This is a genomic window from Bacillus sp. EB01, from assembly GCF_000613125.1.
In the GTDB taxonomy this organism is placed as follows: domain Bacteria; phylum Bacillota; class Bacilli; order Bacillales; family Cytobacillaceae; genus Bacillus_D.
In genome coordinates this window covers 2,240,633-2,261,801 of record NZ_HG964497.1, presented here as the reverse complement: position 1 = coordinate 2,261,801, position 21,169 = coordinate 2,240,633, and the positions used below count along the sequence as shown (strand labels likewise).

Genomic DNA, 21,169 nt, shown 5'->3' with positions numbered 1-21,169 from the left:
CTTGGGGTCATTGCATTGCTTTTGCGGCTGAACGTACGTACAAAAAAAGGGCTTCACCATATAGGAGAAGCCTTTTTTTAGTAAATTATTTGGAAAATACATTCTGAATTTCTTTTATAAGAAGTTCTGCGCCTTCGCGGCTTAAGATGAGCTTGCCATCTGCAAGAGCTATGTTGTCATCAGATACTTCACCAGTTACCTGGCAAGTCATATTTGGTTTATATTTCTTAAGAATGATGCGCTCATCATCTACATAGATTTCCAATGCATCCTTCTCTGCGATACCCAAAGTACGTCTTAGCTCAATTGGAATAACAACACGTCCAAGTTCATCAACTTTACGGACAATACCTGTAGATTTCATTAAATTATCTCCTCTCATTTTCCACGTTTCTCTTTTTATTGTTGTTACAAAGTTCGTCATAATTCGACATTTTTCTAATAGCTTTATGATACCAGTAGTTCCCATATTCGTCAATTACTTTCTTTTTAAAAATGAATTAACAACTTTTGGTTTTTGGAATAAACTCTTGATAAATCAGGCTTTTAAAAAGAAGATAAAAAGAAGAGTAAAAAATCGAATATTTTTTGAACATTTTTTTAGAATAATAAAATGCGTTGTTGAAAATCATAATTCGACAAAAAACAACAAAAAAGGGATAACGAACATATATACTATTCGTATAATACAAAAATTTTATTGGGATAGGGGGAAACTTTTTGTGTTATCCTGCTCCATTCCTCCTCTCAGGAAACCTATGTTATTGCAGAAAAGTTGATTTTTCGGTATATTTTGATGATAGAAGCTGAAGTGAATAGGCAATAATGGACTTAAAAAGTATCTGGAATTGGTTACATAAAAGGAGGATTCATGGTGGAAGAAAACAAAAAAACGTTTTATATTACAACACCTATATATTATCCTAGCGGAAATCTGCATATTGGGCATGCATATACAACTGTAGCTGGTGATGCAATGGCACGCTATAAGCGCTTGCGAGGCTATGATGTTATGTACCTGACTGGTACGGATGAACACGGCCAGAAAATCCAGAGAAAGGCAGCGGAAGAAGGACTGACGCCACAGCAATATGTGGATGGCATTGTTGAAGGTATTCAGGATCTCTGGAAAAAACTTGATATTTCTTATGATGATTTTATCAGAACAACCCAGGACAGACACAAAAAATCGGTCGACAAGCTTTTTGCACAACTTGTCGAACAAGGTGATATATATCTTGATGAGTATGAGGGATGGTATTGTACGCCTTGTGAATCATTCTTTACCGATAGGCAGCTAGTCGAGGGGAACTGTCCTGACTGTGGGAGACCGGTCGAAAAGGTAAAGGAAGAATCATATTTCTTTAGAATGAGTAAGTATGCTGATAAGCTTCTTGAGTTTTATGAGAATAATCCTGAATTCATCCAGCCTGAATCCAGAAAAAATGAAATGATCAATAATTTTATTAAGCCTGGCCTTGAAGATCTCGCTGTTTCTCGTACAACGTTTGACTGGGGAATTAAGGTGCCTGGAAATCCAAAGCATGTTATTTATGTGTGGATTGATGCTTTATCAAATTATATCACTGCTCTTGGTTATGGCAGTGAGGATGAAACGAAATATAAAAAGTATTGGCCCGCCGATGTTCATCTTGTAGGAAAAGAGATTGTCCGTTTCCACACAATTTATTGGCCAATTATGCTTATGGCTCTTGACTTGCCTCTTCCTAAAAAAGTATTTGCTCATGGATGGCTTTTGATGAAGGATGGAAAAATGTCCAAATCAAAGGGGAATGTCGTCAATCCAGTTACCCTTATTGATCGGTATGGGCTTGATGCGCTCCGCTATTATCTTCTCCGGGAAGTTCCTTTTGGAGCAGATGGCGTCTTCACTCCGGAAGGTTTTGTTGAAAGGATAAACTTCGACTTAGCAAATGACCTTGGCAATCTTCTTAACCGCACAGTGGCTATGATTGACCGATACTTTGGCGGCCAGGTTCCTGTTTACTCCGGGTCTGTAACGGAATTTGACCATGTTCTTTTATCAGTAAACAAGGAAACTGTCGAAAAGTATGAAGAAGCAATGGATAAAATGGAATTTTCAGTGGCACTGACGGCCGTTTGGCAGCTAGTTAGCCGTTCGAATAAATACATTGATGAAACCCAACCCTGGGTTATTGCAAAGGATGAGGAACGAAAGGCTGAGCTAGAAGCGGTTATGGTTCATTTGGCTGAAACCCTTCGCCGGGTTGCCATTATGCTGCAGCCTTTCTTGACTCGCTCGCCGCAAGGGATTTTTGAACAACTGGGAATTTCCGATGAATCTTTGAAGGCTTGGGAAAGCCTTGCGGAATTTGGAGCAATTCCTTCAGGTACCAAGGTGGCAAAAGGAAATCCTTTGTTCCCTCGTCTTGAAATCTCTGAAGAGGTCGAGTTTATTAAAGGAGAAATGCAAGGTTCGGCCCCAGCTGTTGAAGAGAAAAAGCCTGAGGTAAATAAAACGGAAGAAGCTCTTGAAGCTGAGGAAATTTCCATTGAAGATTTTATGAGGGTGGAATTGCGTGTGGCGGAGGTTCTGCAGGCTGAGCAAGTAAAGAAAGCCGATAAGCTGCTGAAGCTGCAGCTTGATCTCGGCTACGAAAGGCGTCAGGTTGTTTCGGGAATCGCCGAATATTACAAGCCTGAAGAAATCATTGGCAGAAAGGTTATTTGTGTTACAAACTTGAAACCAGTAAAACTCCGTGGAGAACTTTCACAGGGAATGATTCTAGCCGGGAAAACAGAAGGAACCTTATCGCTTGCTTCAGTGGATCAAAGCCTTCCTAACGGGACAAAGATAAAGTAAAACTTCAGTCAGTAGGATTTTTCCCCCACTGATTGGCAGAGCGGAAACCCTGATTGTTGATTTCCAGGAGCAGAGGCCCAAAAAACTTACTTTACCAAACAGACCTTTTGGGAGGCAGAGGCTCACTGCCATTAAGGCTGCAGAAAATAATATAATCAAATGAGAAGGGAATGCCGAATTGAAAAGCATTCCCTTTTTCAACAGCGAGGTGGCGTGGTTTATGCTAATTGATACTCATACTCATTTAAATGCTGACCAGTTTGAAGAAGATATAAACGATGTGATTGCCCGTGCAAAAGACAATGGGGTAGAAACCATGGTTGTTGTGGGTTTTGACAGGCCCACGATCAAAAAGGCGATGGAACTTGCCGAGGAGCACGATTTCATTTATGCGGTAGTTGGATGGCATCCAGTTGATGCTATTGATATGACCGATGATGATTTAGCCTGGATAGAGAAACTTTCTTCCCACCCTAAAGTAGTGGGAATTGGGGAAATGGGGCTTGACTATTATTGGGACAAATCTCCAAAGGATATTCAAAAAGAGGTCTTTCGGAAGCAAATCAGGCTAGCTAAGAGGGTAAAGCTGCCAATTGTCATTCATAATCGTGAAGCAACAGCAGATATTGTAGAAATACTAAGTGAAGAAGATGCAGCTGAAGTAGGCGGTATTATGCATTGTTTCAGTGGAAGTGTAGAAACCGCAAAGAAATGTGTGGAAATGAATTTCCTTATTTCTCTCGGAGGCCCAGTTACTTTTAAAAATGCGAAAAAGCCAAAAGAAGTAGCCGCCGAGGTTCCTCTGGAAAAGTTGCTAGTCGAAACGGATTGCCCATACCTTGCCCCGCATCCATACCGTGGCAAGCGGAATGAACCTGCCCATGTGCGTTTAGTGGCTGAAGAAATTGCTAGAATCAAGGAGATCCCATTCGAACAAGTGGCAAATGTTACAACTGAAAATGCTAAACGGATTTTCGGCATAAGTTGACATCAAATAGTGTCGTAACCGGCAGTTGCTTGTCCAAATACGAACTAAAAACTTAAAGTTCTACACGTCTCCTTTTCAACATAGGATAATCATGTCGATAAGTTATTCTTTGCAAATTGGGGAAGGATGTGCATAATTAGAACTACCTTCGGCAAAGGTCCAGAGTTGACAGCTGGTAATATGGTTCTATATAATCACTCCAAGAGAAAAGGAGGCGTTTTTCATCGGATTCATAAACATGAAAAACCTGTTTCCACCATCTTTGAGTAGAAAAAAACTGGTAATCTTTATTGCTAGTTTCCTAGTTTTCACCGTTACACTTGGGTTTTCTTTTTATGAGGGGACCAAAAAAACAGTCGCCTTGACATTGAATGGCCAGGACAAAGTAGTACAGACCCATGCACAAACGGTGGAAGAGGTTTTAAAGGAACTAGGGCTTACCATAAACTCAAATGATTATTTGTTTCCATCGGTAAAGACAAAGGTGAAAGATAACCTTGAAATTGTCTGGAAACAAGCTAAACAGGTTGATATTGTCAAAGATAACGAGAAGAAAACGGTTTGGACAACAGCCGATACGGTTGCAGAGCTCCTTAAAGAGCAGAAGATTTCCTTGATTGAGCAAGATGATATTTCTGCAAAACCTGAAGATCCAATCAGCGACAAAATGAGTATTGAAATTAATAAAGCCCTTTATCTAACTTTTATTGATGGCAGCAAAAAGGCACAAAAAGTGTGGTCTACTTCGGCTACTGTCGCTGACTTTTTAACACAGCAAGGCATTACACTAAAAAAGCTAGATCGAGTTCAACCCTCATTACAGGAGAAGGTTGAACAAAATGCCGTGATAAAGGTCATTCGGGTAGAAAAAGTCACCGATGTAGTGGAAGAACCAATCAATTTTGCAGTAGTAACAAAGAAGGATACGAACCTTGCCAAAGGAAAAGAGAAGATTGTAAAAGAAGGAAAACAGGGACTTAAGACCAAAAAGTTTGAAGTAGTCCTTGAAAATGGAAAAGAGGTTTCACGCAAACTGGTTAGTGAAAAAACGGTTCGTGAAAAAGAGGATAAAGTGGTTGCACTCGGTACAAGAGTCCTAGTTGCCCAGGTCTCTCGTGGTTCTATGCCTTCAGGAGGCAAGGAGTTCTATGTATCTTCAACAGCCTATACAGCAGGATGCAATGGGTGCTCTGGTATTACTGCGACTGGAATCAATCTCCGTGCCAACCCAAATGTAAAGGTAATAGCTGTTGACCCTAGAATCATCCCACTAGGCACAAAGGTTTATGTCGAAGGATATGGATATGCGATAGCTGCTGATAAAGGTTCTGCTATTAAAGGTTATAAAATAGACGTGTTTTTTCCTAACCTCTCTGATGCTTATCGATGGGGAAATAGGAAGGTTAAAATTAAAATCCTTAACTAAATAGTCCTTCAAAATGCAGGGTTCCGTCCCTGCATTTTGTTTTTGTGCTGTTTTTTCCTTATACTAAGAATGAAAATGTCTTATCTATATAGACGGAAGAGATTACAAAATGGTTTCACTTTTATATCAAATTCATTAAAAAAATTATAAATTTAGTGCTTGCTTATTTTGGAGGAAATAATGAAAATCAAGGAAATCATCGTAGTGGAGGGCAAGGACGATACGACTGCAATAAATAGGGCCGTTGAAGCAGACACCATTGAAACAAACGGCTCAGCTTTAAACGAGGAAACAATTGAAAAAATCAGATTGGCCAGTCGGGTTAGGGGTGTCATTGTATTTACCGATCCTGACTTTCCAGGTGAAAAGATACGGAGTGAGATTTCTAGGCAAATTCCCGGATGCAAACACGCTTTCCTTGAAAAGGAAGAAGCCAGAGGTAAGCCTGGCAGCAGCCTTGGTGTAGAGCATGCAAGTCCAGAGGCAATCCGTAAAGCTTTATGGGCAGCACAATGGATGAATGAAGATGCGCAAGAGGAGATTACACAGGAAGATTTGCTGGCTGCCGGGTTGGTCGGAGGTCAGGGTTCAAGTTCAAAGAGAGAGCGGCTTGGGAAGCTGCTGAAAATTGGATATACAAACGGGAAGCAGCTTCATAAACGGCTGAAGATGTTTCAAATAAGCAGACAGCAATTTACGGAAGCCCTTCAAGCAATCCGTCAGGAGGAAAGAAATGGATAAAGATATTGCAACTCCCTTAAGAACACGAGCAATTCTTGAAAAGTATGGCTTCTCATTTAAAAAAAGTTTGGGGCAGAATTTTCTTATAGATACAAATATACTTAGAAAAATTGTAGATGCTGCGGCAATTACATCCGATACAGGTGCAATTGAAATTGGGCCGGGAATTGGAGCGTTGACAGAACAGCTTGCTAAAGCAAGCAAAAAAACGGTGGCTTTTGAGATTGATCAGCGCCTTCTCCCAATCCTTGAGGATACTTTATCCCCATATGAGAATGTGAAAGTTATTCACAGCGATTTTTTAAAGGCGGATGTTAAATCAGTTATTGAGCAAGAGTTCCCACCAGGGATGGATCTTGTTATAACGGCTAATCTTCCTTATTACGTTACAACGCCAATTATCATGAGAATTTTGGAAGAGCAACTGCCTGTCAGAGGAATTGTTGTCATGCTACAGAAAGAAGTTGCGGACAGAATAACAGCCCGCCCTGGCACAAAGGATTATGGCTCACTGTCAATAGCCATTCAATATTATACCAATGCTGAGGTTGTCATGATTGTTCCCAAAACGGTCTTTGTACCACAGCCGAATGTAGACTCTGCCGTAATAAGGCTTACGGTAAGAGAAAAACCTGCTGTTAAAGTGAAAGATGAAGAATTCTTCTTTGAAGTAACGCGAGCAAGTTTTGCCCAAAGGCGCAAGACAATACTGAATAACCTGACAAGCCAGCTAGAGCAAGGTAAAGAAAAAAAGGATTTAATAATTGCGGCACTTAACGATTCAGCTATTGAACCGACACGTCGGGGAGAGACTTTGTCATTGGAGGAATTTGCCCGGTTAAGCAACTCGCTCCTTCCTGTTTTCAGAACTTAGGGAATCTAAGAAATTATTTAAGGCTATTCCATACGGATTGCTACTGTTTTAATCATATGTCACCTGTTCCCAGAAAACCGCATAGCCTATGAAAGAAACCTATTGGGGTGAATTCTGTGGCTATTAAACGGATGGATATTGTCGGAAGACGATCGTATAATTGTGATATTCTTTTTAGAGTAATTGATATTATTGAAAAAGATGGGCGGCAGATTGCCTATCTTTATGGAGAGTATGTTCGCCTTGCAGCAGATGCGCCATGCGAGGACCTTGTGATTATGGGTCATTCTGAAAGGCAAAAGTTGAACAACGAATATTGTTCCAAGGAAGAACAATCATTGGAACTGTTTCGCCAGGATGTAACTCTCCTGAAACAGAGGCAAGAGTATCAGGCTACTGCTGGTTATGCAAAACCAGCCAACTACTTTCAAATCCCCGGAAAGGTCCTTCATCTGGATGGGGATCAATCATACCTTAAAAAATGCCTTGATCTTTATGAAAAAATAGGAATACCGGTTTATGGAATTCACTGCAATGAAAAGGAAATGCCAGAAAGAATAGGAGGACTCATTGATTATTATCGCCCGGATATTCTGGTTATAACGGGTCATGATGCCTATTCAAAGTCGAAAGGGAAAATGAGTGATATCAATGCTTACCGGCATTCAAAGCATTTTGTCCAGACAGTTCGGGAGGCAAGGCGCAAAGTTCCGCACTTGGACCAGCTTGTCATCTTTGCAGGGGCCTGCCAATCGCATTTCGAATCTTTAATTGCCGCTGGAGCCAATTTCGCCAGCTCGCCATCAAGAATTAATATTCATGCCCTCGATCCTGTTTATATTGTCGCTAAAATTAGTTTTACTCCTTTTATGGAGCGGATTCATGTATGGGATGTATTAAGAAATACATTAACAGGTGAAAAGGGTCTTGGCGGAATCGAGACAAAAGGAGTGTTAAGAACTGGTATGCCCTATCGACCGGAATATGCAGAAGAAGGGGAATAAGCCTAATAACAGGGCTTATTCTTTTTTGTGCACTACTCTGGTTCCTTTTTACAGTTGGAAGCCTTACATATATCGGCTAAGGTAAGGGCATTATAATATTTGTTGAATTTTACAAGAAAAAGTAGAACAAAAAATATTGACAATCATTTTCAAGAACTATATAATTTATGCTTTTTCTTTGACAAAACTATGTCAGCGTGTTATACTTTACACAGTGAGGTGGATCGAATGCCAAAAACACTTGCCGATATCAAAAAGGCTCTGGATTCAAATCTGGGAAAAAGGCTTCTGTTAAAAGCGAACGGAGGCCGCAGAAAGACCATTGAACGTTCCGGAATTTTAGCGGAGACTTATCCTTCAGTTTTTGTTATTGAACTGGACCAGGAAGAAAATGCATTTGAACGGGTATCTTACAGCTATGCAGATGTACTTACAGAAACAGTGGAAATTACCTTCTATGAAGAAGCAGCAGGACAAGCAGCTTTAAGCTAGGATATAAGTATGCAGGGCAGCGGGCGATTCGTCCGCTGTTTTTGTGTTTGTAGTTAAGTGTTACTAGGATGAAAAAACGGAATGGTTTGCATACTAATATTGCCGCGGTTGATTGGAGGGGTTGTTTTAAATGGCCAGAAGAAAGGGAGTAATGTCTGACCGTTTTAAAGAAGAACTAGCAAAGGATCTTGGTTTCTATGATGTTGTTGAGAAGGAAGGATGGGGCGGTATACGAGCGCGTGATGCAGGAAATATGGTCAAGCGCGCGATTGAACTTGCTCAACTGCAACTTCTGCAGGATCGGCAATGAATCCTGCCCTTCGAAAACTTGGAAACCTGATTGTAGCGGCCAGGCTCAGTTTTAAACGGCTGGGCCGTATGGTCTCAAGCCGGAACGATGAGGCTACCGTTCCTGTAACTCAACATCGTCTTGAAGAAACAGCAACCGTTTGGTTTGCGAAAACGGGTAAAGGAGACACCTGAATACGGCAAAGACCGTCTTCGAGCACTTAAAATAACAAATCTCTGCGGCAAGTCCGGGATGATCTCCCGGGCCTTTTTGTTTTAGTTAGTACCGCGGCTTTCCCCTAGCAAAATTTATTTGGATTATCAGTTTCACTTTATATTTTTGGGTGTATTCATCAAACAAGGTCTTATCAGTAAGGTTTTGTGGTAAAATAGGACAAAATTAGTGTTCTTGTTGTATTTATACTAAAGTAGGTGGACTTCTTTGAAGCTATTAGTTAAAGCCCCGGCAAAAATCAATCTTTCCCTTGATGTATTGCATAAACGGCCGGATGGCTATCATGAAGTAGAAATGATTATGACAACAATCGATCTGGCAGACCGACTTGAGTTATCCCCTAACGAAACCGGTCAAATCAAAATCGTGTCCCAGAGCCGTTTTGTTCCGGATGACCATCGTAATCTGGCATACCAGGCAGCTCAGCTATTAAAGGATAGATTTGGAGTAAAGCAAGGTGTAACCATTTCGATTGATAAAATTATTCCGGTTGCTGCAGGGCTGGCTGGCGGAAGCAGTGATGCTGCGGCTGCCCTAAGAGGGCTGAATAAAGTATGGGGGCTGGGACTTTCCCTGGACGAGCTTGCTGTACTGGGAGCTGAAATTGGTTCAGATGTATCTTTTTGTGTGTATGGAGGGACGGCCCTCGCGACAGGCCGTGGTGAAAAGATCGAACAATTGCCAACTCCGCCTACATGCTGGGTCATTCTGGCCAAGCCGTTTACAGGGGTATCTACTGCCGATGTTTATAGGCGCTTGGATGTCTCGAGTATTATACATCCCAAAACAGCAGCAATGATTGACGCTATAAGGGACAATAACTATGCAGAGGTATGCAGGAATGTAGGAAATGTCCTTGAAGGTGTTACATTAAAGCACTACCCTGAAGTTGCGCAAATCAAAGAACAGATGAAGAGATTCGGTGCGGATGCAGTCCTGATGAGCGGGAGCGGCCCAACTGTATTCGGTCTCGTCAAGCATGATTCAAGAATGCACAGGATCTATAACGGATTGAGAGGTTTTTGCGATCAAGTTTTTGCCGTCCGTATGCTTGGGGAGCGGAATATTGAATAAATCCGGATGATTATGATAAATTTAAATTAAAATATTCGGTATTCGGAGGTCTTCATGAAATTTCGCCGTAGTGAACGCTTAATTGACATGACAAATTACTTGTTAGAACGGCCCCGCGAACTCGTTCCGCTAACCTTTTTCGCAGAACGCTATTCGTCAGCTAAATCATCAATTAGTGAGGATCTCGCCATAATCAAGGAAACATTTGAAAAGCGGGGAATCGGGACGCTTCAAACTGTTCCTGGCGCAGCTGGCGGGGTTAAGTTTTTGGTAAGGATAGGAGAAATTGAAGCAAGAGATTTTGTATCGGAATTATGTGAATTGATTGCAAGGCCGGACCGCCTTTTACCTGGTGGATATTTGTATTTAGCTGATATCCTGGGAAACCCTCAGACTGTCCAAACCGCAGCGAAGATTATCGCTTCCGCCTATGCTAGAACAAAAATTGATGTGGTGATGACGGTTGCAACAAAAGGAATTCCGCTTGCGTATGCAGTGGCGACAGAATTGAATGTGCCCTTGGTAATAGTTAGGCGTGATAATAAGGTTACTGAGGGACCGACAGTCAGCATCAATTATGTTTCGGGTTCAACTAAACGGATTCAGACAATGGTCCTTTCAAAACGCAGCCTTGCAGAAGGTTCAAAAGTTCTGATTGTTGATGACTTCATGAAAGCCGGGGGTACAGTGGCTGGAATGATTAGTTTACTTGATGAATTCAAGGCGACCGTTGCGGGGATAGCCGTCTTAGTCGAATCCGAAAAAATTGAGGAAAGGCTTGTTGATGAATATATATCGCTTGTCCAGCTTGCAGACGTCGATGTTCGTGAGAAGCGGATAAGTGTTACAGAAGGAAATTATTTTAGCCGCAACAAAAGGGAGGAACAGTAATGAAGGTAGTGCAGACAGATATGGCACCAGCTGCAATCGGCCCATATTCACAAGGGATTGTTGTTAACAACATGTTCTATAGTTCCGGACAAATACCTCTTACGAAAGAGGGCGTACTTGTAGAAGGAGATATAGCTGCCCAAACAAGGCAGGTATTCAAAAATCTGGAGGCTGTCCTGGCTGCGGCTGGATCTAGTTTTAATACAGTTGTGAAAACGACTGTTTTTATTAAAAACATGGATGACTTTGCCGCGCTCAATGACGTATATGCCGAATTTTTCCCAATTCATAAACCAGCAAGATCTACAGTCGAAGTGGCCAGGCTGCCAAAAGACGTACTTGTTGAAATTGAGGTAGTTGCACTGGTAAAGTAACAAATCTTATAGTATTTATTCCATTTTATACCTTTTCTTCTAAAGTTCACTAATTTGACGAAATTTTTCTAAAAAATCTCAATTAAAAGAAGGAAAACAAAAATTTCTGACGAATATAGTATTAGGTTTTTTTATTTACGAGAAAAGGGTGTGAAGGTATGGAAGTGACAGACGTAAGATTGCGCCGCGTAAATACAGAAGGACGGATGAGAGCAATTGCCTCAATTACGCTCGATAATGAATTTGTCGTCCACGATATCCGCGTGATCGATGGCAACAATGGCTTGTTTGTGGCAATGCCGAGCAAGCGTACTCCGGACGGGGAGTTTCGCGATATCGCCCATCCGATCAATTCCGGTACCCGCGGAAAAATCCAGGAAGCGGTCCTCGCAGAGTATCACCGCCTGGGCGAATTAGAAGTTGAATTTGAAGAAGCCGGAGCTTCATAAGCATAATGCATCAAGGGCCTACTGTAAAAAGTCAGGCTCTTTTTCATTTCTACAGGCTTACTCCCCTTAAATACCACGCTATGTAAAAATTATACATTCTTCCAGTATCCTTGAAATAACAACCTATTTACGATAATATTTTAAATTGGATAAACAGAAGATGGCTTTGTACGGAAAATACTTTATAACAGCCATTTTGCTGTATATATGTAAAATTGGAGGCATGTGCATGTCGAATCGTTTTGCTGTCATCCTGGCTGCCGGTCAAGGGACACGCATGAAATCAAAGCTTTATAAGGTTCTCCACCCTGTTTGTGGGAAACCGATGGTAGAGCATGTTATTGACCAGATTTCGAATCTTTCCATAAATGAAATAGTAACAATCATCGGCCATGGAGCCGAGAAAGTAAAAGCGCAGCTTGGAGAAAAAAGCAGCTACGCACTCCAGGAAAAACAGTTGGGAACTGCTCATGCTGTTTTGCAGGCTGCAGGCCAGCTAGGCGACAAGGAAGGTGTTACCCTGGTTGTTTGCGGGGATACTCCTTTAATCACTTCTGAAACGATGGAAGCTTTGTTCAGCCACCATAGGACAACGGGTGCAAAGGCGACTGTATTAACCGCTCAGATGAGTGACCCAGCGGGATATGGCCGCATTGTCAGGAATGGGAAAGGCCATGTAGAAAAAATCGTTGAGCATAAAGATGCAAGTGAAGCTGAAAAGGCAATAACGGAAATCAATACGGGAACATATTGTTTTGATAATCAAGCTCTATTTTCTGCCCTCAAGAATGTTTCCAATGAAAATTCACAAGGTGAATACTATCTTCCTGATGTCATTGAAATCCTCAAGAAACAGGGTGAGATCGTTTCTGCGTTTATGACAGCTGATCAGGCTGAAACACTCGGAGTCAATGATCGGATTGCGCTTTCTGAGGCCGAAAGGATTATGAGAAACCGAATTAATACACTGCATATGCGAAATGGTGTCACAATTATTGATCCTGCCTCCACATATATTGGCCCGGACGTCCGAATTGGACAGGATACTGTAATCCTGCCGGGTACAATTATAAGCGGCAGTACCGTCATCGGCTCGGATTGTAAAATTGGTCCCCATACAGAAATTGATTGTTGTGAAGTAGGAAATGAAACAGTTATCAGGCAGTCGGCTGCTTTCCGAAGCTCAATTGGATCTTGTGTGAATATCGGTCCATTTGCTCATATCCGTCCTGATTCCCAGCTTGGCAATGATGTCAAAATCGGCAATTTCGTCGAGATTAAAAAGGCTGTTATTGGAAATTCTAGTAAAGCCTCTCATCTCAGCTATATTGGCGATGCGGAAGTTGGCAGTGATGTGAACATTGGCTGTGGTTCAATTACTGTTAATTATGATGGCAAAAACAAGTTTTTGACCAAAATAGAAGATGGAGTATTTATCGGGTGTAATTCGAACCTTGTAGCCCCAGTGACAATCGGAAAGGGAGCTTATGTTGCTGCAGGGTCGACAATTACTGAAAACGTCCCGTCTGAAGCCTTGTCTGTCGCGAGAGCTCGGCAGGTAAATAAAGAAAATTATGTTCAAAAACTTAACATAAAGAAATAATGAATCCAATTGGAGGCCATCATGTCAAACCAATATTTAGATCCAAATTTAAAGGTGTTCAGCCTAAACTCAAATTATCAGCTGGCAGATGAGATTGCTAAGGTAATTGGAGTAGAGCTTGGTAAATGTTCAGTAACGCGTTTTAGTGACGGAGAAATTCAAATTAATATTGAAGAAAGTATCCGTGGCTGCGATGTATATGTAATTCAATCCACAAGTGCGCCAGTCAATGAGAATATTATGGAATTGTTGATTATGATTGATGCTCTAAAGCGCGCTTCGGCAAAAACAATTAATATTGTTATGCCTTATTATGGTTATGCCCGTCAGGATAGAAAGGCACGCGCTCGTGAACCTATCACTGCAAAGCTAGTCGCTAACCTGTTGGAGACGGCAGGTGCCACACGCGTTATTACTCTTGATTTGCATGCTCCGCAAATCCAGGGGTTCTTCGATATACCTATCGATCACTTAATGGGTGTTCCAATCCTGTCAGAGCATTTTAAAAGCAGGGATCTGAAAGGTGATATCGTCATTGTTTCCCCAGATCATGGCGGTGTTACCCGTGCGCGCAAAATGGCTGAACGATTGAAAGCCCCGATTGCCATCATTGATAAGCGCCGCCCGCGCCCAAATGTGGCAGAAGTAATGAATATCGTTGGTAATATTGAAGGCAAGGTAGCCATTCTTATTGACGATATTATTGACACAGCGGGTACCATAACGCTAGCAGCAAATGCACTTGTTGAGAATGGTGCGGCTGCAGTATATGCATGCTGTACCCATCCGGTTCTTTCCGGCCCTGCAATCGAACGGATCCAAAATTCAAAAATTAAGGAACTTGTCGTAACGAACTCGATTGAGCTGGGGGAGGAAAAGAAAATTCCTAAAATCCAATCCCTTTCAGTGGCACCTTTAATTGGCGAAGCCATTATCCGTGTCCATGAGGAACAATCCGTAAGTACTCTTTTTGATTAAACATATTGGGCCCGTCCGAAAAGGCAGGCCCTTTTCCTGCTTCCTTATTTTTAAATTTGAATTTAAAATCACGCGGAATGCCCTATGGAGTATGTGATTTTAAGGAAATCCCTTTGAAGCTATAAGAATGTTGTGTTTAGACCTTCCTTTTTTGGGGCATTTTTTTATATAGGCACAAAATGATGAAAGAAGAGGAAGGGGATCATTATGAGCACAACTCTACTAGCTAAAAATCGCGGTGGGGAACAAAATTTACGGCCTAAGCAGCTGCGCAAACAAGGCGACATCCCGGCGGTTGTTTACGGATCAAAGGTAGATAGTACACCTGTTTATGTTAGTTCAGCGGAATTTGCCAAAACATTAAAAGAGGTTGGCAGAAACGGAGTCATCTCTCTGGATATTGAAGGCAATAAACAGGATGTAATTATGACTGATTATCAAAAAGACACGATCAACAATGAAATTCTTCATGCCGACTTTCTTGCAGTAGATAAAACATCAAAACTCAGTGTTGATGTCAATGTCGTTCTTACTGGTGACGCAGCAGGGGTAAGGGATGGCGGAATTCTTCAACAGCCGCTATTCACCGTATCCATTACAAGTACGCCGGAAAACATACCTCAATCCCTTGAAGTGGATGTAACAAATTTACAGGTAAACGAAGTCCTAACAATTGCGGATTTAAGTTCAGATGGTAAATTTGAATTTAACCATGAGGGAGACGAAGTTATTGCCTCCATCCTTCCTCCAAAGGTAGAAGAAGAAATTAATAGTGGTGAGCAACAGGACGGTGGAACACCTGAAAATGAGGAAGGCAGAGAAACAGAGCCTTCCGGAGCTTCTGAAAAAGAATAGAGGTCGAGACGTAGCCTAAGGTTTTAGGTTACGTCTTTTATGGTTTACAATAAAAGTATGACCATTTCTTTAAAAGGAAAGGTTTTAGGAAAGCTTCAGGGATAATCATCACAGGGATAGGCGGTCTTTGCCTGTCACGAAGGCGCTTGCGCTTTTCTTGTAACGAATGGGGGATTCAGAGATGAAATTGATTGTTGGATTAGGCAATCCAGGCAGACAATACGCCGGTACCCGCCATAATGTAGGCTTTGAGGTAATTGCTTTATTGGCAGAACGCCTAGGTATCGCAATGGATCAAGCAAAGTATAAAGGTTTGTTTGGAACAGGTATACATAAAGGGGAAAAAGTGCTGCTTCTCATGCCTCTTACATATATGAACTTATCAGGGGAGTCAATTCGGGCTGCTATGGACTTTTATAAGCTGGATACTGAAGACCTCGTAGTCATTTATGATGACCTTGATTTACCCGCCGGGAAAATCAGGTTACGGCAAAAAGGAAGCCCAGGTGGCCATAACGGCATAAAGTCGACGGTTGCCCACCTTGGGACACAGGAATTCAACCGAATTAGGATTGGTATTAGCAGACCGCCTGAGGGGGTAGCGGTTACTGATTATGTATTGGGCCGTTTTGGCAAGGAAGAAGAACCGCTTATTGAGGAAGCTGTCCATAAGGGTGCCTCTGCATGTGAGGCCTGGCTTGAAAAGCCATTTTTGCAGGTTATGAATGAATTCAATCAATAGCTTGCTGCATGCTTAAAGTCATCACATCATAAAATGGAAAGGCCTGAATAATTAACCCTAGAAAAGTCCATACTACGAATAGTGATGGGATAGGGAGGCAAAAAGATGGCTATCCATTATAAATGCAGGCATTGTGGCACTGAGCTTGGCTCGCTTGACATGATGACAGCTGATGCGATCAGGCTTGGATTACATGCATTAAACCAACAGGAACGTTCTCAAATTGTTTCCTACGGTGAGAATGGTGATATGGAAATAAAGTCAATTTGTGAGGATTGTCAGGAATCCCTTGAAAGAAACCCCGAACTTCACCAATATGATTATTTGATTCACTGAAAAGGCTTTGGAGGAAGATCCAAAGCATTTTTCTGTTTTCATATTGATCCTGTTCATCTTTTTCTTTTTACTTGTTAATTTATTGTTTTTTAAACATAGTTGATTGTAGCGGAAGGCGTGAGTATTTGTTTGTTAGTGCAAAAAATGCATATTTTCCCCTGTGGTGCTTTTTCCGGGAAGATTATTCAACTGGGAGACCCCACAGGCTCTCGCCGAGGAGTATGAAATGCGTATGCGTCTTGGTCAGCACTGACAAGCGCTCCTCGAAAAAGCTATCGCATTTTCTTCGTGCGATGCTATGCTTTCTAAGCATACTCTTGTGGGGGCATGAAGGAGAAGTCGTTCTTTGACTTCACCTGAGGGACCGAAGCAATCTCGAGGGACTAGGCGCTGAATCAAGACTGGCTCACAGCCCGTGGAAAGTGAAGAGCCTGGGGCGGAAATCGTAATTGGAACTAATATCAATTTATATAGCAAAAAAGATAAGTAGCTTACATCCATATTGGAATTTAGATAGATAGGAAGGAGGAGAAGTATGGAAGGCCTAACAACCTTGTTCCTCAAGCAGGAGGACATACAATCAATTATTAGCGGTTTGAAAGGCGGCTTGAGGGAACAGCTGGTAGCGGGCTTGTCTGGATCATCCAGGACAGTTATGGTTGCGGCAATTCACAACCAAACAAAAAGGCCAGTTCTCCTTGTCACCCATAACTTGCTGCAAGCTCAAAAATTATATGATGATCTAGTTAATCTTATAGATGAAAGGGAGGTTTATTTATTTCCGGCAAATGAGCTAATTGCTGCGGAAATGAGTATCGCCAGCCCGGAACTTCGGGCCCAAAGGATAGAAGTGTTAAACAATTGGAGCAATGGTGGGAACGGAATATTAGTTACACCTGTAGCGGGATTAAGAAAAATACTCCCCCCTGTCGACGTTTGGTCCAAGTACAAGCTGCTGATCCAATTAGGTGAAGATATTGACATAGATGAACTGTTGCTGGATTTTGTTAGAATGGGATATATTCGCTCAGAGATGGTTGCAACACCTGGGGAATTCAGTGTCCGGGGCGGAATTGTCGATATCTTTCCTCTGACAGAGGCCGATCCCATTAGAATTGAATTTTTTGATACTGAGGTAGAGTCAATCCGAACATTCTCTCTTGAGGATCAAAGGTCAAAGAAGAAGTTATCCAAAGCAGTTATTGGACCTGCCAATGAAATACCGTTAGAAGAAGCGAATTATATAAGGCTTTATGAAGAACTTAAGGCTCAATTAGGAGCGAGCCTTAAAAAAATAAAGGATGAAAAAGCAAAACAGCAGCTTTCCCAAAATATATCATTTGAATTGGAGCAATTTAAAAACGGGCAGCGTACGGATGATATTTTTAAATATGTATCGCTTGCATACGATTCCCAAGCTAGTTTACTAGATTATTTCCCTGCAAATGGGCTAATTGTGGTCGATGAGGTCAGCAGGGTTCACGAAATGAATGAAAGCCTTGATAAAGAAGAGGCAGAATGGTACACATCTCTTCTTAGTGAAGGTAAAATTGTTCATGACTTATTGCTTTCCCATAACGCTCAAGAGTTGTTCCAGACTTCAAAAAAACCAGTTTTGTACCTATCGCTTTTTCTTCGGCATGTAGCTAATACCAGTCCGCAGAATATAATCAATCTTTCCAGCAGGCAAATGCAAAATTTTCATGGACAAATGCACCTGCTTAAGACGGAATTGGAACGCTGGAGAAAGGGAGGCTACTCAGTTGTTTTCCTTGGCCCTGACAAAGAAAGGGTAGATAAGCTGCAGCGTGTCCTCGGTGACTATGAAATTGAAGCAGGCCTTGCAGAAAGGACAAGCAAACTGTTGCCCGGAACTGTACAGATTATTCCAGGAAGCCTGCAAAGCGGCTTTGAACTTCCGATGCAGCGGCTCGCGGTTATTACCGAAGAGGAATTATTCAATAAGCGGCCAAAGCGGTCTCGCCAGCGACAAAAATTATCAAATGCAGAGCGGCTAAAAAGTTACTCGGAGCTTAAGATTGGTGACTATGTTGTCCATATAAACCATGGGATTGGAAAGTATCTTGGAATAGAGACCCTGGTCATTAACGGGGTTCATAAGGATTATTTGCATATCCGTTATCAGGGGTCAGATAAGCTTTATGTTCCTGTTGAACAAATAGACTTAGTCCAAAAATATGTTGGTTCTGAAGGCAAGGAACCTAAAATTTATAAGCTTGGCGGAAGTGACTGGAAAAGGGTTAAGAAAAAGGTTGAGTCATCCGTTCAGGATATTGCAGATGATCTTATTAAGCTTTACGCAGAGCGTGAAGCTGCCGTGGGCTATGCCTTCAGCCCTGATGGCGAAATGCAGCGTGAATTTGAGGCAACTTTCCCTTATCAGGAAACCGAAGATCAACTCCGTTCTATTCATGAAATTAAGCATGATATGGAGAAATCACGGCCAATGGATCGGCTTCTTTGTGGTGATGTTGGGTATGGAAAAACTGAAGTAGCCATTCGGGCAGCTTTTAAGGCGATTGCTGATGGAAAACAGGTTGCCTTTTTAGTACCGACAACAATATTGGCACAGCAGCATTACGAGACAGTGAGGGAACGATTTCAGGACTATCCAATAAATATCGGACTATTAAGCAGGTTCAGGTCCAGAAAGCAACAAACTGAAACGCTAAAGGGCCTTAAAGCTGGAACTGTTGATATTGTTATAGGAACGCACCGTCTCCTTTCAAAAGATGTCGTGTATCGGGATATCGGATTATTAATTATTGATGAGGAACAACGGTTTGGTGTGACTCATAAAGAAAAAATCAAGCAATTGAAAACGAATGTTGATGTTCTGACATTAACTGCCACACCGATTCCTAGGACACTTCACATGTCGATGCTTGGGGTTAGGGATTTGTCCGTTATAGAAACGCCTCCGGAAAACCGTTTTCCGATACAGACATACGTAATGGAATATAATGGTGCACTTGTAAAAGAAGCAATTGAAAGAGAGCTTGCCAGGGATGGTCAAGTATACTTCCTTTATAATCGAGTAGAGGATATCGAACGTAAGGCAGAGGAAATTTCCATGCTAGTTCCAGATGCCCGGGTTACCTATGCACACGGCCAAATGTCCGAAAATGAGTTGGAATCCGTAATGATCAGCTTTCTTGCCGGGGAGTTTGATGTTCTGGTTAGCACGACAATTATTGAGACAGGAGTAGACATTCCAAATGTAAACACCTTAATTGTCCACGATGCCGACAGGATGGGGTTATCACAGCTGTATCAATTACGTGGGCGGGTAGGGCGTTCTAACCGGATTGCCTATGCTTACTTTACTTATAGGAAAGACAAGGTATTGAATGAGGTTGCTGAAAAAAGGCTTCATGCGATAAAGGAGTTCACAGAGCTAGGGTCGGGTTTCAAAATTGCTATGAGAGACTTATCCATCAGGGGGGCTGGTAACCTGTTAGGTGCCCAGCAGCACGGCTTTATAGATTCCGTCGGTTTTGACCTGTATTCTCAGATGCTGAAGGAAGCAATTGAAGAAAGGCAGAGTACTGGAAAAGAACAGGTTGCACAAACAATCGAGATTGATGTAGAAATCGATGCCTATATCCCCGAATCCTATATTCGTGATGGCCATCAAAAGATTGAGATGTACAAACGATTCCGTGGAGCGTCCGAGCTTAGCGAAATAGAGGAACTAGAAGCAGAGATGAAAGACCGCTTTGGGGAGTATCCTGATGAAGTAGCATACCTGTTTCAGGTTGCAGAAATCAAAGTTCATGGACGAAGGGCTGGAATTGAATCCATTAAGCAAACCAAAGACACCATTACACTTCTTTTAAGCGAAAGAACAGTTACTGAAATCCCTGGTGATAAAATCATTGGTGTCACCGAGCCATATGGCAACGCGGCTGGTTTTGAAATGGACGGGAAGAAGTTTAAAATCAATCTGAATAAAAAAGGAATGGATACTGCGGTTTGGCTGCATGCAATTTACCAAATGACAAAAGGCTTGGATGATGCACACGCTAATGCAATGGCGGCAAAAAAATCGGTCCATTAAAAAAAGGACGTTTGACTCAGGAAAAACATGGGTAATTATCCAATGTAAATAACTATTAGTGCTGGAATGTTTATCCGTTTTTGGAAGTTTTATTAACACCGTAAAAAAATATCCGCTTATGTATAGAACTTTCCATATGAAGGATACTAAGTTCAAACTTGGCGAAGCTTTCACGAAAAGGAAGGAAAGCCAGCCAATTTCAATCATCAGATGAAAGTGAGGCAACATTGGATGAAAGCAACTGGTATAGTTCGTCGTATCGATGATTTAGGTCGTGTTGTTATACCGAAGGAAATTCGCAGAACCCTTCGTATTCGGGAAGGGGACCCGTTGGAAATATTCGTAGACAGAGACGGGGAAGTCATCCTGAAAAAATACTCGCCAATAAGTGAATTGAGCGATTTTGCGAAAGAATATGCCGAAGCATTATATGACAGCCTTGGCAATCCGGTTCTTATTTGTGACAGGGATACCTATATTGCAATGGCGGGTGGATCCAAAAAGGATTTCCTAAATAAAAATATTAGTGACCTTGTTGAAAAAACAATGGAAGACCGTTCATCTGTTCTCGTAACCCAGCAGGGAACCATTGCCCTTACTGATGGCAATGAAGAATCGATTTCCTCTTATACCATTGGACCCATCATTGCCAATGGAGACCCGATAGGAGCCGTTATTATTTTTTCTAAAGAAGGAACACTTGGAGAAGTCGAGCAAAAAGCAGTTGAAACGGCAGCTGGCTTCCTTGCGAGGCAAATGGAGCAATAATAACAGCTCTAACAAAGAGGGTGGCCATACATGTGCCGCCCTTTTTGCTATTATATAGGCAGCTTCAGTTCCCAACCCATCTATCAAGCAGGTTTTCTCGTCTCCTCTAAACGATAATGCATGAA

General features: G+C 41.9%; 21 protein-coding genes. 20 read left to right on the top strand and 1 reads right to left on the bottom strand.

Annotated features, from left to right (window positions below):
* Nucleotides 1–85: 85 nt before the first annotated feature.
* A complete protein-coding gene (locus TY16_RS10245; protein WP_043931810.1) occupies nt 86–364 on the bottom strand; it encodes an AbrB/MazE/SpoVT family DNA-binding domain-containing protein in 279 nt (92 codons plus the stop codon).
* A 507-nt stretch (nt 365–871) separates the two neighbouring features.
* Between TY16_RS10245 and metG the strand changes: the two genes are divergently transcribed.
* The 20 genes from metG (at nt 872) to spoVT (ending at nt 21,044) form a co-directional block, all read left to right on the top strand.
* Nucleotides 872–2,845, top strand: a complete 1,974-nt coding sequence (gene metG / locus TY16_RS10240; protein ID WP_043931809.1) for a methionine--tRNA ligase — start codon at nt 872–874, stop codon at nt 2,843–2,845.
* A 220-nt stretch (nt 2,846–3,065) separates the two neighbouring features.
* Nucleotides 3,066–3,833, top strand: coding sequence for a TatD family hydrolase (locus TY16_RS10235; RefSeq protein WP_043931808.1), 768 nt, complete (start codon nt 3,066–3,068; stop codon nt 3,831–3,833).
* Between the two features lie 238 nt (nt 3,834–4,071).
* Nucleotides 4,072–5,259, top strand: coding sequence for a G5 and 3D domain-containing protein (locus TY16_RS10230; protein ID WP_043931807.1), 1,188 nt, complete (start codon nt 4,072–4,074; stop codon nt 5,257–5,259).
* 180 nt (nt 5,260–5,439) lie between these two features.
* Nucleotides 5,440–6,000 (top strand): ribonuclease M5, encoded by a 561-nt coding sequence (gene rnmV / locus TY16_RS10225; RefSeq protein WP_043931806.1) that lies wholly within the window; start codon nt 5,440–5,442, stop codon nt 5,998–6,000.
* The gene (gene rsmA / locus TY16_RS10220) at nt 5,993–6,874 is read left to right on the top strand and encodes a 16S rRNA (adenine(1518)-N(6)/adenine(1519)-N(6))-dimethyltransferase RsmA (RefSeq protein ID WP_043931805.1); all 882 of its coding nucleotides are present in this window, start codon (nt 5,993–5,995) and stop codon (nt 6,872–6,874) included. Before rnmV ends, rsmA begins: the two co-directional genes overlap by 8 nt.
* Before the next feature lie 116 nt (nt 6,875–6,990).
* Nucleotides 6,991–7,878: a sporulation peptidase YabG gene (gene yabG, locus TY16_RS10215; protein ID WP_043931803.1), complete on the top strand. Its 888-nt coding sequence runs from the start codon at nt 6,991–6,993 to the stop codon at nt 7,876–7,878.
* A 228-nt stretch (nt 7,879–8,106) separates the two neighbouring features.
* Nucleotides 8,107–8,370 (top strand): biofilm formation stimulator Veg, encoded by a 264-nt coding sequence (gene veg / locus TY16_RS10210; protein ID WP_043931802.1) that lies wholly within the window; start codon nt 8,107–8,109, stop codon nt 8,368–8,370.
* A gap of 130 nt (nt 8,371–8,500) precedes the next feature.
* On the top strand, nt 8,501–8,680 hold the full coding sequence (locus tag TY16_RS10205) for a small, acid-soluble spore protein, alpha/beta type (RefSeq protein ID WP_043931801.1): 180 nt from the start codon (nt 8,501–8,503) through the stop codon (nt 8,678–8,680).
* Nucleotides 8,677–8,853 carry a hypothetical protein gene (locus tag TY16_RS26145; protein ID WP_155922204.1) on the top strand — a complete coding sequence of 59 codons (177 nt, stop codon included), beginning with the start codon at nt 8,677–8,679 and terminating at the stop codon, nt 8,851–8,853. Before TY16_RS10205 ends, TY16_RS26145 begins: the two co-directional genes overlap by 4 nt.
* 247 nt (nt 8,854–9,100) lie before the next feature.
* Nucleotides 9,101–9,967 (top strand): 4-(cytidine 5'-diphospho)-2-C-methyl-D-erythritol kinase, encoded by an 867-nt coding sequence (gene ispE / locus TY16_RS10200; protein ID WP_043931800.1) that lies wholly within the window; start codon nt 9,101–9,103, stop codon nt 9,965–9,967.
* Nucleotides 9,968–10,021: 54 nt separating this feature from the next.
* Nucleotides 10,022–10,858, top strand: coding sequence for a pur operon repressor (gene purR, locus TY16_RS10195; RefSeq protein WP_043931799.1), 837 nt, complete (start codon nt 10,022–10,024; stop codon nt 10,856–10,858).
* On the top strand, nt 10,858–11,232 hold the full coding sequence (locus tag TY16_RS10190; protein WP_043931798.1) for a RidA family protein: 375 nt from the start codon (nt 10,858–10,860) through the stop codon (nt 11,230–11,232). Before purR ends, TY16_RS10190 begins: the two co-directional genes overlap by 1 nt.
* Before the next feature lie 158 nt (nt 11,233–11,390).
* On the top strand, nt 11,391–11,681 hold the full coding sequence (spoVG, locus tag TY16_RS10185; protein ID WP_042453823.1) for a septation regulator SpoVG: 291 nt from the start codon (nt 11,391–11,393) through the stop codon (nt 11,679–11,681).
* 229 nt (nt 11,682–11,910) lie between these two features.
* Nucleotides 11,911–13,284 carry a bifunctional UDP-N-acetylglucosamine diphosphorylase/glucosamine-1-phosphate N-acetyltransferase GlmU gene (gene glmU, locus TY16_RS10180; protein ID WP_043931796.1) on the top strand — a complete coding sequence of 458 codons (1,374 nt, stop codon included), beginning with the start codon at nt 11,911–11,913 and terminating at the stop codon, nt 13,282–13,284.
* A gap of 21 nt (nt 13,285–13,305) precedes the next feature.
* A complete protein-coding gene (locus tag TY16_RS10175) occupies nt 13,306–14,262 on the top strand; it encodes a ribose-phosphate diphosphokinase (RefSeq protein WP_043931795.1) in 957 nt (318 codons plus the stop codon).
* A 207-nt stretch (nt 14,263–14,469) separates the two neighbouring features.
* Entirely contained in the window at nt 14,470–15,117 is a 648-nt protein-coding gene (locus TY16_RS10170) for a 50S ribosomal protein L25/general stress protein Ctc (RefSeq protein WP_043931794.1), read from the top strand.
* A gap of 181 nt (nt 15,118–15,298) precedes the next feature.
* On the top strand, nt 15,299–15,859 hold the full coding sequence (pth, locus tag TY16_RS10165) for an aminoacyl-tRNA hydrolase (protein WP_043931793.1): 561 nt from the start codon (nt 15,299–15,301) through the stop codon (nt 15,857–15,859).
* A gap of 105 nt (nt 15,860–15,964) precedes the next feature.
* On the top strand, nt 15,965–16,195 hold the full coding sequence (locus TY16_RS10160; protein WP_043931792.1) for an anti-sigma-F factor Fin family protein: 231 nt from the start codon (nt 15,965–15,967) through the stop codon (nt 16,193–16,195).
* A gap of 535 nt (nt 16,196–16,730) precedes the next feature.
* Nucleotides 16,731–20,276, top strand: a complete 3,546-nt coding sequence (gene mfd, locus TY16_RS10155; RefSeq protein WP_043931790.1) for a transcription-repair coupling factor — start codon at nt 16,731–16,733, stop codon at nt 20,274–20,276.
* 231 nt (nt 20,277–20,507) lie between these two features.
* Nucleotides 20,508–21,044 carry a stage V sporulation protein T gene (spoVT, locus tag TY16_RS10150; protein WP_043934640.1) on the top strand — a complete coding sequence of 179 codons (537 nt, stop codon included), beginning with the start codon at nt 20,508–20,510 and terminating at the stop codon, nt 21,042–21,044.
* Nucleotides 21,045–21,169: the final 125 nt, after the last annotated feature.

Excerpts from the sequence above, each read along its gene's own strand:
- TY16_RS10235 (WP_043931808.1), top strand. The coding sequence starts at position 3,066 with ATGCTAATTGATACTCATACTCATTTAAATGCTGACCAGTTTGAAGAA.
- spoVT (WP_043934640.1), top strand. The coding sequence starts at position 20,508 with ATGAAAGCAACTGGTATAGTTCGTCGTATCGATGATTTAGGTCGTGTT.
- pth (WP_043931793.1), top strand. The coding sequence starts at position 15,299 with ATGAAATTGATTGTTGGATTAGGCAATCCAGGCAGACAATACGCCGGT.
- TY16_RS10175 (WP_043931795.1), top strand. The coding sequence starts at position 13,306 with ATGTCAAACCAATATTTAGATCCAAATTTAAAGGTGTTCAGCCTAAAC.
- TY16_RS10160 (WP_043931792.1), top strand. The coding sequence starts at position 15,965 with ATGGCTATCCATTATAAATGCAGGCATTGTGGCACTGAGCTTGGCTCG.
- rnmV (WP_043931806.1), top strand. The coding sequence starts at position 5,440 with ATGAAAATCAAGGAAATCATCGTAGTGGAGGGCAAGGACGATACGACT.
- TY16_RS10170 (WP_043931794.1), top strand. The coding sequence starts at position 14,470 with ATGAGCACAACTCTACTAGCTAAAAATCGCGGTGGGGAACAAAATTTA.
- metG (WP_043931809.1), top strand. The coding sequence starts at position 872 with ATGGTGGAAGAAAACAAAAAAACGTTTTATATTACAACACCTATATAT.
- TY16_RS10245 (WP_043931810.1), bottom strand. The coding sequence starts at position 364 with ATGAAATCTACAGGTATTGTCCGTAAAGTTGATGAACTTGGACGTGTT.
- veg (WP_043931802.1), top strand. The coding sequence starts at position 8,107 with ATGCCAAAAACACTTGCCGATATCAAAAAGGCTCTGGATTCAAATCTG.
- spoVG (WP_042453823.1), top strand. The coding sequence starts at position 11,391 with ATGGAAGTGACAGACGTAAGATTGCGCCGCGTAAATACAGAAGGACGG.
- glmU (WP_043931796.1), top strand. The coding sequence starts at position 11,911 with ATGTCGAATCGTTTTGCTGTCATCCTGGCTGCCGGTCAAGGGACACGC.
- rsmA (WP_043931805.1), top strand. The coding sequence starts at position 5,993 with ATGGATAAAGATATTGCAACTCCCTTAAGAACACGAGCAATTCTTGAA.
- mfd (WP_043931790.1), top strand. The coding sequence starts at position 16,731 with ATGGAAGGCCTAACAACCTTGTTCCTCAAGCAGGAGGACATACAATCA.
- purR (WP_043931799.1), top strand. The coding sequence starts at position 10,022 with ATGAAATTTCGCCGTAGTGAACGCTTAATTGACATGACAAATTACTTG.
- TY16_RS10190 (WP_043931798.1), top strand. The coding sequence starts at position 10,858 with ATGAAGGTAGTGCAGACAGATATGGCACCAGCTGCAATCGGCCCATAT.
- TY16_RS10205 (WP_043931801.1), top strand. The coding sequence starts at position 8,501 with ATGGCCAGAAGAAAGGGAGTAATGTCTGACCGTTTTAAAGAAGAACTA.
- TY16_RS10230 (WP_043931807.1), top strand. The coding sequence starts at position 4,072 with ATGAAAAACCTGTTTCCACCATCTTTGAGTAGAAAAAAACTGGTAATC.
- TY16_RS26145 (WP_155922204.1), top strand. The coding sequence starts at position 8,677 with ATGAATCCTGCCCTTCGAAAACTTGGAAACCTGATTGTAGCGGCCAGG.